The following is a 17,596-nucleotide window of genomic DNA, read 5'->3' as shown; positions in this document are numbered from 1 at the left end:
AAACATCCATTAATTCATCACTCTGATAGAGGTTTACAGTATTGCAGCCATGAGTATACTCATATATTGCAGCAAAACAATATCCAAATAAGTATGACTGAGCAATATGACCCTTATGAAAATGCAGTAGCGGAAAGAGTCAATGGAATCCTTAAAGATGAATTTGGGTTGGATCAAATCTTTAAGAGCAATCAACAACTGCATAAGCAATTACAAGAGTCCATATTACTTTATAATAACTTAAGACCCCATCTGTCAATCAAAATGCTAACTCCTAGTCAAGCACATAAACAGCAGAACATAAAACTTAAAAAATGGACAAAGAAAAACCATCAAAAGCTAGCTTTTGATGGTTCAAATATTAGTACTAATTTTATTCAATAATCGGTCAACCTATTTTAGGACGACTCAGTTTTATAGTATTGAACGTACTTACCTCTCATTGTAAAAGTACGGTTTTACCAAAAGTAAAAAACAACCTAAAACAGTCCGTGAATTTCAGCATCAATAGTATTTATAACTTGTCCTAAATCTTCTGGGTTGTCAACAAAATCTAAATTATCTACATCTATAATTACCATTTTACCTTTGTTGTAACCATGAACCCAAGCTTCGTATCGCTCGTTCAATCTGCTTAAATAGTCAATACTAATAGAATTTTCATAATCGCGTCCACGCTTATGTATTTGCTTCACTAAATTAGGAATAGAACTCCTTAAATAGATAAGTAAATCAGGACCTTTAACTAAAGATTCCATGAGTTCAAAAAGCGAACTGTAATTTTCAAAATCCCTGTTTGTCATTAACCCCATAGCATGAAGATTGGGAGCAAAAATATGGGCGTCTTCGTATATGGTTCTATCTTGAATAATACTCTTTCCACTTTGTCGAATTTGGAGCACCTGACTAAACCTGCTATTTAAAAAATAGACCTGAAGGTTAAAACTCCAACGTTCCATTTGGTTATAAAAATCGTCTAAATAAGGGTTGTCTACAACATCTTCTAATTGCGCTTCCCATTTGTAATGTTTGGATAATAATTTAGTTAAGGTGGTTTTTCCAGCGCCAATATTTCCAGCAACAGCAACATGCATACTTAATTAATTTTTAATTGAAATTGTTGTAGTTTTTGATTCTGGTAAATATACAAGGTTTCATTGGTTACAAAAAACTGATTTATCAACAAATTTGATAGATCAATTGGGATAGTTTCACTCCTGTCTTTCTTTAAAAAGTACAAACTATTACCCTTCTTTAAAACTAAATTTCCATTGTCTTCAAATAACTCTGTGTAACCATTGTTTTTAGTTTTACTGATTAAATTTCCGAAGTAATTGTACTCATAGATATATTTTTCAGATAATAACCAAACACTGTTGTAATTACTTTTTAAGTCTATTACTTTACTTTGAATGGGTATGGTTCGCGCTTGTGTATTGTTGTTTTTGTAGTTGAATAATTCTAGTTGTTGGCTATCTTGGTTAAAAACCCAAAGCGTGTTATCAAAACCACTTGAAATATGAGTGATATTTTTATAAGGTTGAATGGTGTTGAAATCTATTTTAAAAATTTCGGCAAGCCGGTTATCTAGTATAATAGCCGTATTAAAATCTTTATAAAATAAATTTATTTTTAAAGGGTTGAAGACATTGGCAGAGGCAACATCTCCTAGTTGTAAATTATTATATGTGATAGTTTGATTACCTTTTTTTTTATAAAACACATTATTAAACACATAATAAATAGTGCCAAAATCATCAATGGATACAATGGTATCAGCCTTAAAACTAATAGTTTTAACATGAAAAGCATCAACACTGTTTTGTGAATATATTGAAAGCTTAAAAAATAATAGAAGTAAAAAAACCTGCTTCATAGTGGCTTGAAAAATACAAAAATCAAACCATTTCTTTTTATAATAAATGAGGTTTAAAGAATCATTTTGTATATCTAAATCTCACAGTAAAACGGTATTAAGTAATATAAAGTACATACAAAATGGTTTTTATTCACTGTTTCTGTTAATTGTAACATAAGAACAACTAAAAAACGTTTAATAAATTACTATATTTGTTAAACAAAATATAATAAATTATGAAACGCATCTTAAAATTTATTTATAGTACCTTGTTATTTTTCTGTCCAATTTTCTTAATGAGTCAGGAATTTTATGGAAAAGCGTATTATCAATCTAAATCAACTTTAGAGTTAGGACGCTGGGGTGCTACAATGAGTCAGCAGCAAAAAAATCAAATAGCAGCAAGGTTAAAAAATAGGCTAGAAAAAACATTTACGTTAACCTTTAACAAAGTGGAGTCAATTTTTGAAGAAGTGGAAGTTTTAGATGCCATTTCAGGGGCAACAGATTCTTGGGGTAAAAATTTTAGAGCAGGAAATCAATATAAAAACGTAAAAGAGAAAAAACTCATCCAAGAGCAAGAATTTTATGGTAAGCGCTTTGTAATTGAAGATAAAATACAAGATTTTAATTGGAATTTGGGGACCGAAACTAAAAAAATTGGACAATACACTTGTTACAAAGCTGTAGCTCTGGTGCCCGCACATAATTTAGAATGGTGGTCTTTTTCTTGGAGTAAAATGAGAAATAGAAAAGCTAATGAGCAAGAAGTTCCTGATGATCAGAATAAGGATGAAGTGTTGAATGAAGGGGTAGAAACAGAAATGGTTAACATGACTCAAATTGTTGCTTGGTACACACTACAAATACCACTCAGTCATGGTCCTTTAGAATTCTCGGGTTTACCAGGGTTAATTTTAGAGGTTAATTACAACGGGACCACAATGTTATGTTCTAAAGTGGTTTTAAATCCTAAAGAAAAAATTACAATTGATATACCCAACAAAGGAAAACGCGTATCAAAAAATGAGTACACAGATATTATTTTTAAAAAAATGCGTGAATTTAGGGAAAACAGAATGGGTAGAAGTAGGAGATAATATTTTGGTTAATAAATTCATTAGTTTTTGATTTAACGAAAAAATAACGTCATAGAATTAAACTTTGAATTTGTATTTTGGTCTAATCAAGTATTGAATCTAGATTAACCAATAATATTTCTAATAATGAAGAAAGCTTTCATAAAATATTCTGTCCTCTGTCTTATATTTTTTATATCCCATGTAACCAACTCCCAAGATTTTCAAGGAAAAGCATATTACATGTCTAAAACTACTATAGATATGGCTAATTTTGGTAGACCCGGAATGGATGAAGATATGAAAAAACGCATTGCAGACAGATTAAAGAATGCCTTAGAAAAAACATTCATTCTTACGTTTAATAAATCAGAATCTATTTATGAAGAAGAGGAAAAGCTTGAAGCACCAGGTGGGGGAGGTAGTGGTTTTAGAACTATGATGATGGGGAATTTTGTAGATGGAAATCAATACAAGAATATTAAGGACCAATCTTTTTTACAAGAACGTGAGATTTTTGGGAAGAAATTTTTAATAAAAGATTCCATTCCATCATTTGAGTGGAGAATGACAGGAGAAACAAAACAAATAGGTCAGTATACTTGCTTTAAGGCTTCGGGTATAAAAGTTAAATATGGACTAGACGTCAATACAAGAAGACCTAATCAAGATGATGAAGAACAACCAGAGGAGGGTCAAAACATGGTTGAGGTAGCTGTGTGGTATACGCCCCAAATACCAGTAAGCCAAGGACCTAGTGATTATTGGGGTTTACCAGGATTAATTTTAGAAGTTAATGAAGGTAGAACCACCATTTTATGTTCTAAGATTGTTTTGAAGTCTGATGAAAAAGACACTATCAAAGTACCTTCAAAAGGAAAAGAAATTTCTCGTGCTGAGTTTGATGAACTTTCAAAAAAGAAAATGGAAGAAATGCGTGAAAATTTTAGAAGAGGCGGTGGCCGTCCAGGTGGTGGAGGTGGAAGAAGATAATTTTGAAGTGAATAAAGAATCATACCAATCAAAATAAATGAAGTATAATATTTTATTAGTGCTATTACTAATAGCTGGAGTAACCTTTGCTCAAGTTCGTATTGAAGGTGTTGTTAAAGATAGTATTGGAACCCCGCTAGAATTGGCAAATGTTATTGCCATTAACCAAGCTACTCAAAAGCTAGATTCTTATGGCATTACCAATGATGAAGGGCGCTACAAATTATCATTAGAAAAAAACACCTCTTACACAATTCAGGTAAGTTATGTAGGTATGAAAACTGCTCAAGCTGCTATAGAGACAACAGACCAACCTATTTTAAAAGACTTCGTACTTCAAAGTGATAATGCCCTTGATGCTGTTGAATTAGTTTATGAAATGCCTGTAACCGTAAAAGGAGACACTATTGTTTATAATGCCGATTCTTTTAGGTCTGGTACTGAGCGTAAATTGGGTGATGTTCTTAAAAAACTTCCCGGTGTTGAACTCAATGATGATGGCGAAATTGAAGTTGAAGGTAAAACGGTTGGAAAAGTGATGGTGGAAGGAAAAGATTTTTTTGATGGCGATTCTAAATTGGCTGTTGAAAATATTCCAGCTAATGCTATTGACAAGGTTGAGGTACTTAAAAATTACGCCGAAGTTAGTCAGTTACGGGGTGTTACAAACAATCAGGATAACATAGCTATTAATATTAAGCTTAAAGAGGGTAAAAAGAAATTTTGGTTTGGTACGGTTACTGGTGGATTAGGAGATTCTGATAAGGAAACCTTGTATTTAGCTCAACCAAAATTATTCTATTATAGTCCAGAATATAGTGTAAACCTTATTGGAGATTTGAACAACTTAGGCGAAGTGGCTTTCACAAGACGTGACTACTTTAAATTTACGGGTGGTTTTAGAAGCCCGAGCAGAAGTAGTGGTACGAACATAAACATAGGAAGCAATGATATTGGATTTTTAACCGTTCAGAATAACAGAGCAAAATATATTAATACTAAGTTTGGTGCCGCTAATTTTAGTTATTCGCCTAGTAAGACTCTAGATTTAAGCGGATTTGCTATTTTTTCAAATAGTAGAACAGATTTGCAGGAAGACAGATTCGTTACATTTACTGATCCTGATTTGAATATTCCTGATGAAGATACCGAGAGTAATACCACACAGCGGAGTGATTTGGGAATGCTTAAACTTAGTACTTCCTATAAACCTAATGTAAATAATCAACTAGATTATGATGTATTGGCAAGAACATCTAAAGAGTCTCAAGATCAAATATTTTTTTCATCGGTTTTAGGTAACATTGATCAGTTGGAAAATACGTCTCCTTATAGTTTTAATCAAAACTTAAATTACTATTACACGCTAGATGAGAACAATATTTTTGCTTTTGAAGTTCAGCATTTGTTACAAGAAGAAGATCCTTTTTATAATGCCATTTTAGAAGATAAAGCTAATTATGACAATACAGCCAATGTACTTGGTTTAGATAATGCACAGATAGATTATAACGTAGCTCAACAGAAAATAGTAAAATCCAATCAGATAGATGCAAAATTAGATTACTGGAATGTGTTAAATGCCAAGAGTGATATTAATTTTACGTTGGGAACTATATACAGCAAACAAGATTTTGATTCTGATATATTTCAATATTTAGATAATGGTAGCATATTTAATCCTACTAATACGTTTCCAGACTATCCTGATGGCAATGATATAGCTTATACTTTTAGCGATGTTTATTTAGGTTTACATTACCGTTTAAAATCCGGGATTTTCACCTTTACTCCTGGGGTTTCTGCCCATGCTTACAGTGCTAAGAATAATCAGTTTAACGTAGGTTTTACAGATAACTTTTTTAGAGTATTACCTGATTTCAATACTAGGGTTCAATTAAAAAATAGTGAACAAATTATTTTTAATTATCGCATGTCAACCAATTTTACTGATGTCAACCAATTGGCTAGAGGGTTAGTGCTAAATAATTATAATGCCCTTTTTTCTGGAAATCAAGAATTGGAAAGTGCACTAGCTCATAATGTTAACCTGTCTTATTTCAGTTTTAATATGTTTAACTACACCAATGTTGTAGCAAGGCTTAGTTATTCTAAAACCGTTGATAGGATAAGAACCACCTCTCAATTTCAACCAGGTAGTGTCGTTAGGGTTAGCACGCCTTTTAACTCAAATTTTGCCGATGAGAATGCTAGTGCGAATGCTAGATTGGAAAAAACTTTAGGGAAGTTTAGAGTAAGAGTAAGTGGTAATTTTGATTATTCTAAATTTAACCAGTTTATTAATAATAGACGATCAATAAATAAAAATTACACATACACCTATAGAACAGGATTAAGCACTAACTTTAGAGAAGCCCCAAATTTTGAAATAAGCTACAGACATTCTATACAAGATAATAATCAAGGGGAAAATAAAACTACGTTTTTCACCAGAGCTCCATCTATAGAGTTTGACGCGTTAATCTTTAAAAAGTTCACGTTTAAAACAGATTATTCTTATAATAATTTTAGTAATGAGGATATAACCATAAATAGCTTTGAGTTTTGGAATGCATCTTTAGCCTACAAGAAAGACCAAGATAGTAAGTGGGAGTTAGAGCTGAGAGCAACAAATTTATTAGATACCCAGTCGCAAAACCGTAGTAATATTGGGAATGTTTCTGTAAGTGAAGTAGAATATTTTATACAACCTAGGTTTGTAACGTTTAGGTTGAGATACGAATTATAAAACCAAAGAAAAAAAGGATAATTTAAATAAGTTATCCTTTTTTTCTTTGGTAAAATTATTCAACAATAATATATTTGCGCTCGGTTTTGGGAAGATACTCAAGCGGCCAACGAGGGCAGACTGTAAATCTGCTGACTAAGTCTTCGCAGGTTCGAATCCTGCTCTTCCCACATGAACTCGAAAAGTCTACACGGTTGTGTAGACTTTTTTTATTCCAAAATATATTTTAAGAGTTGTTTACAGGTTTTGTTTATGATTCTGTTTCTATAAATATTGAAGAGTTTCTAAGTTATGAATAGGTATGAACTAAAAGTAGTCAATATTCTTTTTTAGATAAAGTTAGTAATGGATGACACTTTTTTTGTGAAGCGTTTTTATTTTACAGTTTATTCAACAAGACATTAGACAAAGTTATTATTCCAATAATAAGTATTAAACTAAGGGAAATTTTCTTAAACTTATCTTGCGGAATATAGTTGAGTATCTTTTTACCGATGGCTGTCCCTACAATTCCAATGACCAACAAAAATGGCACATAAATTAAATCATGTTTATGAATAAATCCATTGTAATAATATACAAATGTTCTTGAAAAATCTATTAGAAAATCAATGAATGCTGACGTGGCAATAAATACACTTTTTTCTAAATTGAATGCAGCCATAGTTAGTCCGCGTATCGCACCACCTGTTCCTAAAAGACCTGCTGAAAAACCTGATAAACTACCTCCAAATATAGCATTTCGTTTAACTGGGTTTATCACTAATTCTTTTTTAATCAGAAAGAGAAGGGCTAAAATAATAAGGAATATTCCAAGGATTAGTTCAAGGTATAGACTGTTAAATACCTTTGTGAGTAATCCACCTATTACAACAAATAGTATTGACGGAATTCCAATATTGATAAGTAATTTTTTGTCAAGACCCTTTTTGAATAAAACAATCTTACTTAAATTGCTAGAAAGATGATAAATGGCTGTTAAACCCAAAACTGATTCGAAATCGAAATAAAAATTTGCAATCGGAACAAAAAATACTGACGAACCAAACCCACCTACGGTGCCAAATATTTCGGCGATTAAGGATAAAAATAAGAATAAGTAACTTATTTGTTTCATTCAACATATAATAGATAAAGTTTCTTTTTCTAATGCTACATACATAACTTATCTGGAGATGTTTCTATTAAAATTTAATTAGCAGCATCCACTGCTTGGAGAACAACAAGCATCCTGCAGTTCTGATAATTTTACTATAGGCTTCTCAGTTTTAACTCCAGGTTTTTCGGCATAAACAGTAATACTAAAAATACCAACACTACTATTGTTAAAGTTTTTTACAGCATCCTTAGTGAGATATTTAGAAAGGATGTCATCTGGAATTCTAATAGGTTTTTCTTTTTGAAGGGTAATATTCTCAAAACCTTGGTCTTCAATAAATTTTAAATACTCATTTTTTTGAATAGCACCTGCTATACAACCGGCATACATTTCAGCATCTTGTTTTAAGGCTTCGGGTAGATTGCCAACCAAAACAATATCTGAAATACTAAAGTGCCCACCTGGTTTTAAAACTCTAAAAATCTCTCCAATTACCTTTTTTTTGTTAGGGACTAAGTTCAAAACACAATTGCTTACAATAACATCAGCAATATTATCATTTACTGGCATATTGTCAATATCACCTTCTCTAAATTCAATGTTGTTATAGTTTAGCTTTTCAGCATTAGTGCGAGCTTTTTCAATCATAGTAGGTGTAAAATCAATACCAATAACTTTGCCTTCTTTACCAGTTTCATGTCTGGCAACAAAACAATCGTTTCCTGCTCCAGAGCCTAAATCAATAACGGTGTCACCTTTTTTAATTTTTGCAAACTCAGTTGGGAGCCCGCACCCCAATCCTAAATCGGCATCCTCAACATAACCATCGGTTTGTGAATAATCATCCATCATAATGTTATAAACTTTATTTGAAGACGTAGTAGCGCCACAACATGATGAGGCATTTTCTGCTTTTCCTTGTTCGGCTATTTTACTGTATCTTTCCTTAACAATGTCCTTTAATACTTGCTCTTTTGTATCCATAATAATACTTTATTGTAATTTTACGATTAATTGATTTAATTTTTTTTTTAACAACAGTTAGACGTTGTATCTAGGTCTAAAAACTCTGTGATTAGGTTTTTCATTTTGGACCAGTTGTGTTTGTCTATACAATAACAAACACTGGTACCTTCTATATTGCCTTTAATGATTCCAATACTTTTTAGTTCTTTTAAATGTTGAGAAATGGTAGGTTGGGCCAACCCAATTTCATCTACTAAATCGCAGCAAATGCAGGTGTTTATTTTAAATAAATGCTGAATAATAGCAACCCTTGCAGGGTGCCCTAATACTTTTGCTAATTGTGCAATCTCATTTTGAAGATTTGTGAACTTTTCAGATTTAGTAACTCCCATTTGTTAAATTCATTTATTGCAATATTACGATTAATATTTTAATTCACAATATTTTTGAGAGTTTTTTTAGAAATGGATGGATTTTAAACTAAAAGAAAAGGCATATTAATTGAAATTTAAGAGTTGCAACCTACTTGAATATAAGTTTGAAGTTTAAAGGTTTAGTTTAGGTCTAGTATCCGTTTAGCTTTAATTTCTAAAATCAATTGATTAATATTACATTTACAATCTCTTTAATTTTTTCAATTGATTGCACAATCTTCCATAGACCAAGTTTTTGAAACCGCCCGGGTAGAGGAGGTTATAGGTGATTTTGTAAACCTTAAAAAGGCCGGTAGCAATTTTAAGGGTCTAAGTCCGTTTAGTGACGAACGTACTCCAAGTTTTATGGTATCACCTGTAAAACAAATATGGAAAGACTTTAGTACCGGAAAAGGTGGTAATGTAGTGGCATTTTTAATGGAGCATGAGCATTTTACTTATCCCGAAGCCATCAAATATCTCGCAAAAAAATATAATATTGATATTGAAGAGACTCAACAAACCAATGATCAAAAAGAAGCAGCTAATGAGCGTGAAAGTTTGTATTTGGTTAGTGAGTTTGCTAATGATTATTTTCAAAAGATACTACATAAAACAGACCAAGGAAAGTCTATTGGTTTAAGCTATTTTAAGGAGCGTGGTTTTACCGATGAGATTATCAAAAAATTTAATTTAGGATATTCCCTAGATGATTGGCAGGCCTTTACAGACGAGGCTTTAAAAAAAGGTTATAATATTGAATATCTTGAAAAAACGGGACTTACTATTGTAAAACCAGACAAGCATTTTGATAGGTTTAAGGGGCGTGTTATGTTTCCAATTAAAAGTATGAGTGGCCGGGTTTTAGGCTTTGGTGGACGTATACTGATAAATGATAAAAAGGCGGCCAAATATCTTAATTCACCAGAGAGTGATATCTACCATAAAAGTAAAGTGCTTTACGGGATTTATAACGCCAAACAAAGTATTGCAAAAGAAGATAATTGTTATTTAGTAGAGGGATATACAGATGTGATTCAATTTCATCAAACGGGAATAAAAAATGTCGTATCATCTTCGGGAACAGCGCTTACTTCTGAGCAAATTAGACTTATAAATAGACTAACTAAGAACATTACGGTGCTTTTTGATGGTGATGCCGCCGGTATGAGAGCCTCGCTTAGAGGAATTGATTTAATTCTGGAGCAAGGAATGAATGTAAAAGTATGCTCATTTCCAGAAGGCGAAGACCCTGATAGTTTTGCAAAACAGAATACCCTTGAAGAACTAACACTATATCTTGAAGAAAATGCCAAGGATTTTATTCAGTTTAAAGCGGGGATTTTACATGAAGATTCCAAAGATGACCCCATAAAAAAAGCTGAAACCGTAAGGGATATTGTTAACAGTATCTCTAAAATTCCTGACAGAATTAAAAAAGAAATTTATATTCAGGAATGTGCTAGAATTATGGATATTAGTGAAGAGGTACTGTTTAGTACATTAGCTCAAATTAATAAAAAGGACTTTCAGAATCAGAATACACAACTTAAGAAAGAACATAAAGTTTTTGAGGTTATTAAGCATCAAGAGCCTGTAAAAAAGGTAGATGTTCAATACGTTTTAGAACGAAAAATTATAGAGATCTTATTGCTTTATGGCAATAAAGTTGAGGATTTTGAAGATTTGGTTTTAAAAGAAAATGATGCAGGCGATTTAATTTTAGAGCCTATAATTCAGCAGGCTAAAGTATTTGAAAAAATATACTTAGACCTGCAGGATGATGAGATGCAGTTTTCAAATGAGCATTTTAAAAATTTGTATTACACCATAATAGATGCTTTAAATCAGAATCCAGAATTTAATTTAAGAATGTTTATTAATTCTGTGAACCAAGAAACAGCAAATGAAATCACCACTATTCTTATGGAAGATGAGCGTTATGCTCTTGATAATTGGAACAGAATGAATATCTATCCTAAAGAAAAATTAAACACCGTTTCACAGTTGGTAAGTGAAACAATTTTAAGCCTGCGTTGTTTTTTAATAGACCAAAAAGTCAAAGAGTATCAACAAGAAACTTTGCAAAATAAAAATGATGTAAATAAAAATATTCTTGAAGAGGTAAAAGACTATTCAGGCTTAAAAATGCTATTATCTAGAAAACTTAACAGAGTTTTATAATTGGTCTGCTAGTTTAGCTTGATTAACTAGATCTACTAGGTTAGTTACTTTAAGTTTACGCATTAATCGGGCTTTGTAAGTACTAACCGTTTTTTCATTAATATCAAGTTCTTTGGATATTTCTTTATTCTTTTTACCAATGGTTAAGAGTTTCAGTACTTCAGCTTCTCTAGTAGATAGTTTCTTATAAAAAGTTCCTGAACTTCTTCCAATACGATTGCCAAAAGCAAGCTGTTGTGTAAGTTCATTACTTAAATAAATACCGCCATCATGTACCTTTGTAATGGCTTCACTAATGGTTATTACGTTAACCGTTTTAGAAACATAACCAGAAGCACCAGCTTTAATGGCATTTATGGCGTATACTTCTTCTGGTTGCCCACTAAATATAATGGTCTTGATATCTGGATGGTCATTTTTTAAATGACGTAAAATAGTTAATCCATTAAGTTTTGGTAAATCGGCTTCCGTTAAAAGGATGTCAACTGGATTTTTCTTAATAAAATCCATTACGGCTTCGCCGTCTTCAACACTACCAACAATTTTTATGTTGGGTGATGCGGAGAAAAGAACCTCTAGTCCCTTTCTTGTAATAGGGTGATTGTCTGCTATTAATAACTTTATCATAATTTTGGTTGTTTTGCATAATTATTTAGAGAGATAATTATAAGTTGAGAGATTATGCAATTATAAAAGTAATGATTTTCTGAATGTTTTGCAATAATTATTTTAATTTAATTGGAATATTGCAAACTGGTATTGGAATCATTTTATGTTTATTAGCCGTGTTAAAGCGTTTGTATATTTTAAAAACCTCCTTTTCTCTACCCAGAAAATCGGCTTCTGTTTTACCTTCATCATTCATTTTCATAGCCCATTCAAGTTCTGGATATGATGCTCCTATTTGATCTTCATCACTCCTAGCATCACCAAATAAACCATCACTTGGTGCAGCCGTCATAATAGATTTTGGAACCTCCAATAGTTCACCTAATTGATAAACTTCAGATTTTAGTAAATCAGCAATAGGGCTTAAATCTACACCACCATCTCCATATTTAGTATAAAAACCAACACCAAAATCTTCTACTTTGTTACCAGTGCCAGCTACCAGAAGTTTATACAAACCTGCATAATAATACAGGGTTGTCATTCTTAATCTGGCCCGAGTGTTCGCTAACGCCATATCTATAGTGGCTTGATCACCATCTAAAAAAATCTCAGTTTTAAATTCTTCAAAAACAGGTGTTAAGTCAGCTCTAGTATCACTTACATTAGCAAATCTAGATTTAAGTTGTTTAATATGTTCCTGGGCTCTACTTATATGACTTTTTGCTTGGTGGATAGGCATCTCAACCACTAAAACATTTAAACCAGTTTTAGCGCATAACGTTGAAGTTACAGCAGAATCTATACCACCAGAAACCCCTACAACAAAACCATTTACACCAGCGTTAGTAGCATAGGCTTTTAACCAATCAACAATATAATTTATAACTTTTTCTGTTTGCATTTTAATAAAAGATTTTAATTCTAAGAATACTACCTTTGCAAACAAAAATAAGCGAATCACTCAATTAATAAAAATTTATGCTGTTTAAGTTTTATATCAAGAATTTCGTGATGATTTCATGTCTTACACTATTTACGGTTTCTTGTAAAAAGGAAAATCAAATTGAAAAGGAAATAGCGAAAATCAATATTGATATTAATGTAGAACGGTTTGATCAATTATTTGCTAAAGTAAGTGTAAACGAACTACCTAAATTAAAGACAGCTTATCCGTTTATGTTTTCTGAAGTAATTAAAGATTCATTTTGGATAGCAAAAAAAGAAGATACCCTTCAAAAAATGCTGAATAAAGCCGTTGATAAAACATTTCGTGATTTTGATATTACCGAATTAGAAATAGAATCACTTTTTAATCACTTAAAATATTATTTTGATGCTTTTAATCCGCCCAGAGTTATAACCACAACAAGTGACGTTGATTATAGAAACAAAGTTATTGTAACTGATACTATTGCTATAATAGCACTAGACAACTATTTAGGTAGTGACCACGAGTTTTACGCTAATATACCAAAGTTTATTGTAGCTAATTTAAAAAAAGAACAAATTGTGGTAGATCTGGCAGAAGCGTATGCTAAAAAGTATATTTACCTGAGGAATAATAAAACATTACTTGATGAAATGATTTATTTTGGAAAACAGCTATACTTTAAAGATTTAATGATTCCTTTTAAAACCGAAGCAGAACGCATTGGCTATTCTCAAGAAGAATTGGATTGGGCTGATGCTAATGAAAGTTATATTTGGCGATATTTTGTAGAGCGTGAATTGCTTTTTAGTACCGATTCTAAACTATCAAGTAGATTTATAAATCCTGCACCTTTTACTAAATTTTATTTAGAAGAAATTGATTCCAATTCACCAGGCAGATTGGGACAATATGTTGGGTGGAAAATAGTGCGTGCTTACATGGAGCAAAATGACGTGTCTTTGAACAGGATGCTGATAACTAGTGCTGAAGAAATTTTTAATAATACGAAATATAAACCAAAAAAATAATGGGTGAAACACACACATCAAAGATTGAATTGAATGTTGAATTAGACGATAATAGAGTGCCAGAGAAGTTGTTCTGGTCTGCTGAAGATGGTGGTATAAATAAAGAGGAAGCTAAAGCTATGATGCTCAGTGTTTGGGACTCTAAAGCACAAGAGTCTTTGCGTATTGATTTGTGGACCAAAGACATGCCTGTTGATGAAATGAAGGTGTTTTTTCATCAAACGCTTGTGTCTATGAGCGATACGTTTAAAAGAGCTACTCAGGATGAAAAAATGACGGCTACCATGAAAGATTTTTGTGACTATTTTGCCGAAAAACTAGATTTGAAAAATAAATAGTTTAAATGTTCTTTTTCCAGTAACTATGATGTATAGAATAACTGATCTATTACTTTGATTTAGAGTTTCAACCCCACTTAAATACCTTAAAAACGGTGTTTTCTATTGTAATAAAAGAAGTTAGACCTTTCGTTTAAGGACTAACTTCTAAATTATCAAATAAATTACCATTATATGAACTACCTAGCAAAACATAACCCGTTTTGCTTTGATGGGTAACTTTTGTTAACGCTGCTCCGTCTATAAAAGTCTCTATTTCTTTGTTATGGAACTTTAATTTTATAGTGTGCCATATACTGCTATCAAAATTTTCAACCTTCCCTTCGGCAAGTGTTTCTTTATCAAAAACCAACTTCCAGTTACCGTTTTTCTCCAGCATCAGGCGATAGCCTTTAAGATAGCTCCCCTGCACACGTCCACCAAGTTCTACATTGCCACCATCTATAAATACATCTACACTACAGGTAAAGTTTTTCCAGTTAACATCTCCTATTAAGGTATTTGGTTTAATGTTTGAACGACGGTAAACACGCATCCAATCGTAACCTTGCACCGGGTTTATTTGTTTTAAACAATTGGTGCCATCTTCTTTTTTAGCAATTTCAAAACTTCCTGTTTGATCGGAATGATACTTTGGAAGGTCTCCAACATTTCGGTCTTCATAATCTTCTTTATACGGAAACGGAAACGCCTTTTCTTCAGGGATTTTGTATTGTCCTTTTTGTTGACCTGTAGTAGTGGTTAACGAATAAATACACTTGGGATCTAGCTCAATACTAAATTTCCCATTTTCTGGTATAATACTTTTTTGTTGAACGAACTGCTGTCTTTCATTCGATTTCCATACATGAACAATTTCATTAGAAAGACCTTTGTTTATGTTAACTTCTAGTTTTTCAGGGTTTTCAGTACATATTATCATACTCCAGTTTTCACTATTCTTATCTTTTAAAGAAACGATACTACCTTTATATGTACTGGAATCAAATAGTCCACAGCCTTCATCTAGGTATTTCCATGTAAGAGGTTGTGTAAATTGAGTAGTATGTGCTGTAGCCCAAATTGTTGGCCAAACTTCGTAATAACCACTCCAGGGACTATTAGCTTTCATAGCACCTGCTTTATCCCAAGTAACTGATTTATAAATGGAACCAATTGGAGCCCATATTAAGGTTTTCGTAATTTTATCTCGTATATAAAACTTATTGTAAATACGGGCAAGGTTTAATGCTCCTGCTCCTCCCCAGTCTATTCCTGTCCAACTCCAATCTTCACTAGCCCAAAGTGGTTTGCCAGAGGCTTTTGCTTTAGCCGTTGTTGGTCTGCCGCGGCCATCTACCATATTTTCATTAAATTCTCGACCGGTTACGTAATGATAACCAGCGGCTTCAATTACCTTGTCAAATTCAGGGTCTTTTTCAAGCTCTTCAAATATTTGCCAATCACCGCTATTATCATCGGGCCCTTGAATTTTTACATTTTGATAACCTTTAGCGTCAAGTAAAGGTCTTACTTCATTTACAAGCCAATTTCTATCTGTATAATTTTCATTTTCAGCTGCTGCTACCCAGTCAATATCTAAGTCCCAATCTCTTTTAGCTACATCTAAAAAAGTAACAAAGTATTCAGCAGATTCTTTGGTAAAAATATTTGGTTTTAAATACCCAGGAAAACTCCAAGGTAAGTATTCTAAAATCATATTAGAATTTCTGTTTTTAGCTTCTTTCATAAACCAAAACTCATAACCGCGAGATACAGGGTTTTTTAATTCCTCACGAGTTATGGCATGAGAAGGTTCAGAACCACAGGTTGAATTTTCGCCGCCACCCATTTCTACTTTCAAGTGCTGAAATGCTGCACCAAACTTAGGCTTAAAAAGAATATCTAGAATATGACTACGGTAAGGGTCCTGATAGTCATATAGCAAATCTGTTGAAGCTCCAGCACTAACACCTCCAATACCTTCAAATGTTCTACCCGCATCTTCAGGGTTTAGATAGATTGTAGTTACACCATCCTTTTGATTAAACACTGGTGGTTGGAAAGGCTTTTCAGGATTTTCAATGTCTCCCATTACAAACCATGCCGGTTCACTGTGGGCTACCCCTCTATTGTTACCCCAAACTGTAACCTTCCAGTAGACTTTCTGACCCGATTTTAGAGGTTCTCCTAGGTATTGATATGAACCTGTTTCAGATTTACTAGTTGGACCAGTATCCCATAAGTCGGGATATTTTAGTTTTTCTATACTGGTGGCCATCATAATTCTAAAACCTCCCTGTTCTGTACTTATATCGTCTCCAACATAAGTCCAGCTAAAACTTGGTCTAGCCTTGGTAATACCTGTGGGGTTGGTTTTAGATTCACATTTTAAATCTTTTACATCTAAGGCCTGAGCTATTGAACATAGGCAGAGTAAACATAATGTAATTAATTTCATATTTCTATATTAGTTAGTTTGGTGATTTTTTTGTTCTAGAAGTATTTCACTATTTCAAATATCATATTTTTTGTCAATATCTTAATTGAGTCTCATGTCTCGAATTTTTTAATATGGTTTACAAAGTTAATATTTCTTAATATGGATTTTTCTTTCAAACCAGAATTAAGTATTTATAAAAGAAAACACAGACCTATTAGAAAATAAGATATAAAATAAGCTATAAAGATACTTTGTGGTTGAAGAAATAAGATAGACAATTTTAAGGTATTTATGGATTATTTTGCTGTTTAAGTTATTGCTTATTCAATTCTCTCTCAAGGTGATCTAAATATAAAATACCGTTTAGGTGGTCTATTTCATGTTGAAAGATTACTGATGTAAAACCTTCAATTGTTTCTGTTTTATGTATGGCATTCTGCGTGTCATATTCAATTTTAATAGCGTAAGAACGCGAGTTTAAGGTGTCTGTTCTATCTGGTATTGATAAGCAACCTTCTCTAACCGTTTGTGTTTTTTTTGAGTATTCTATAATTTTAGGATTCAGATACACTTCAAACGGAAAGTTTTCTTTGTCAAAGCGTTGTACCCAAATAATGTTTTTTAAAATACCCACTTGAGGCGCTGCAATACCAACTCCTAAAGATATACTGTCTCTTACAGTAGCGTATAAACGCTTAATAAATTTCTGTTGAAGTTTATCTTCAGGATTCGGTTTTATATAGCCACTCTTAGTTCTCAATGAAAGCGAATCTCTTTTGTTGGTAATTTTGTAAACTCGCATTGGAGTTAGAGAATCTGCTGAAGAGATTAAATCAAATTCCAATTTAGAAAAACTTCCCTTTGCACTGGAACAGCCAACGATTAAAAATGTTACTGAAAAAATTAGAAGATATATTTTCATTC

General features: G+C 32.4%; 16 protein-coding genes and 1 tRNA gene. 8 read left to right on the top strand and 9 right to left on the bottom strand.

The features are described from left to right. Positions 1-384, top strand: a 384-nt coding sequence (locus tag E1J38_RS06300; RefSeq protein ID WP_145774291.1) for an integrase core domain-containing protein, incomplete at its 5' end; no start/stop codon positions are given. A 95-nt stretch (positions 385-479) separates the two neighbouring features. On the opposite strand, the gene E1J38_RS06295 is transcribed toward E1J38_RS06300, so the two are convergent. Together E1J38_RS06295 and E1J38_RS06290 are read right to left on the bottom strand one after the other, a co-directional pair. Next, positions 480-1,094 (bottom strand): deoxynucleoside kinase, encoded by a 615-nt coding sequence (locus E1J38_RS06295; protein WP_133356321.1) that lies wholly within the window; start codon positions 1,092-1,094, stop codon positions 480-482. A gap of 2 nt (positions 1,095-1,096) precedes the next feature. Continuing rightward, a complete protein-coding gene (locus E1J38_RS06290) occupies positions 1,097-1,876 on the bottom strand; it encodes a hypothetical protein (protein ID WP_133356320.1) in 780 nt (259 codons plus the stop codon). A 218-nt stretch (positions 1,877-2,094) separates the two neighbouring features. Here E1J38_RS06290 and E1J38_RS06285 point away from each other — a divergent pair, with 218 nt between their 5' ends. From E1J38_RS06285 to E1J38_RS06270, 4 genes are all read left to right on the top strand, one after another. Next, positions 2,095-2,958 (top strand): GLPGLI family protein, encoded by an 864-nt coding sequence (locus tag E1J38_RS06285; RefSeq protein ID WP_133356319.1) that lies wholly within the window; start codon positions 2,095-2,097, stop codon positions 2,956-2,958. A 126-nt stretch (positions 2,959-3,084) separates the two neighbouring features. Then, positions 3,085-3,930, top strand: coding sequence for a GLPGLI family protein (locus E1J38_RS06280; protein WP_133356318.1), 846 nt, complete (start codon positions 3,085-3,087; stop codon positions 3,928-3,930). A 37-nt stretch (positions 3,931-3,967) separates the two neighbouring features. Further along, a complete protein-coding gene (locus tag E1J38_RS06275; RefSeq protein WP_133356317.1) occupies positions 3,968-6,679 on the top strand; it encodes a TonB-dependent receptor in 2,712 nt (903 codons plus the stop codon). Positions 6,680-6,767: 88 nt separating this feature from the next. After that, positions 6,768-6,849, top strand: a tRNA-Tyr gene (locus E1J38_RS06270). Between the two features lie 209 nt (positions 6,850-7,058). Here the strand turns inward: E1J38_RS06270 and E1J38_RS06265 are convergent. The 3 genes from E1J38_RS06265 to E1J38_RS06255 all read right to left on the bottom strand — a co-directional run bounded on the left by E1J38_RS06265 (position 7,059) and on the right by E1J38_RS06255 (position 9,136). Then, the gene (locus tag E1J38_RS06265) at positions 7,059-7,796 is read right to left on the bottom strand and encodes a sulfite exporter TauE/SafE family protein (RefSeq protein ID WP_133356316.1); all 738 of its coding nucleotides are present in this window, start codon (positions 7,794-7,796) and stop codon (positions 7,059-7,061) included. A 78-nt stretch (positions 7,797-7,874) separates the two neighbouring features. Further along, on the bottom strand, positions 7,875-8,762 hold the full coding sequence (locus E1J38_RS06260; protein WP_133356315.1) for an arsenite methyltransferase: 888 nt from the start codon (positions 8,760-8,762) through the stop codon (positions 7,875-7,877). Positions 8,763-8,809: 47 nt separating this feature from the next. Then, entirely contained in the window at positions 8,810-9,136 is a 327-nt protein-coding gene (locus E1J38_RS06255; RefSeq protein ID WP_133356314.1) for an ArsR/SmtB family transcription factor, read from the bottom strand. Positions 9,137-9,382: 246 nt separating this feature from the next. On the opposite strand from E1J38_RS06255, the gene dnaG reads away from it, so the two are divergent. Continuing rightward, entirely contained in the window at positions 9,383-11,341 is a 1,959-nt protein-coding gene (dnaG, locus tag E1J38_RS06250; RefSeq protein ID WP_133356313.1) for a DNA primase, read from the top strand. Here the strand turns inward: dnaG and E1J38_RS06245 are convergent. After that, positions 11,336-11,968, bottom strand: a complete 633-nt coding sequence (locus E1J38_RS06245; RefSeq protein WP_133356312.1) for a response regulator — start codon at positions 11,966-11,968, stop codon at positions 11,336-11,338. The genes dnaG and E1J38_RS06245 overlap by 6 nt on opposite strands. Positions 11,969-12,065: 97 nt before the next feature. Then, positions 12,066-12,854 (bottom strand): NAD(+) synthase, encoded by a 789-nt coding sequence (gene nadE, locus E1J38_RS06240; protein ID WP_133356311.1) that lies wholly within the window; start codon positions 12,852-12,854, stop codon positions 12,066-12,068. A gap of 110 nt (positions 12,855-12,964) precedes the next feature. Between nadE and gldB the strand changes: the two genes are divergently transcribed. Beyond that, entirely contained in the window at positions 12,965-13,912 is a 948-nt protein-coding gene (gene gldB / locus E1J38_RS06235; RefSeq protein WP_133356333.1) for a gliding motility lipoprotein GldB, read from the top strand. Then, positions 13,912-14,250 carry a gliding motility protein GldC gene (gene gldC / locus E1J38_RS06230; protein WP_133356310.1) on the top strand — a complete coding sequence of 113 codons (339 nt, stop codon included), beginning with the start codon at positions 13,912-13,914 and terminating at the stop codon, positions 14,248-14,250. Before gldB ends, gldC begins: the two co-directional genes overlap by 1 nt. Before the next feature lie 133 nt (positions 14,251-14,383). On the opposite strand, the gene E1J38_RS06225 is transcribed toward gldC, so the two are convergent. Beyond that, on the bottom strand, positions 14,384-16,690 hold the full coding sequence (locus E1J38_RS06225) for a glycoside hydrolase family 78 protein (RefSeq protein ID WP_133356309.1): 2,307 nt from the start codon (positions 16,688-16,690) through the stop codon (positions 14,384-14,386). Positions 16,691-16,985: 295 nt separating this feature from the next. Further along, complete coding sequence (gene def / locus E1J38_RS06220; protein WP_133356308.1) at positions 16,986-17,594, bottom strand: peptide deformylase; 609 nt, start codon at positions 17,592-17,594, stop codon at positions 16,986-16,988. Positions 17,595-17,596: the final 2 nt, after the last annotated feature.

The organism is Seonamhaeicola sediminis (genome assembly GCF_004358095.2).
Taxonomy (GTDB): Bacteria; Bacteroidota; Bacteroidia; order Flavobacteriales; family Flavobacteriaceae; genus Seonamhaeicola; species Seonamhaeicola sediminis.
The sequence above is the reverse complement of the archived record's forward strand: the minus strand, read 5'-3'. Positions and strand labels throughout refer to the sequence as shown.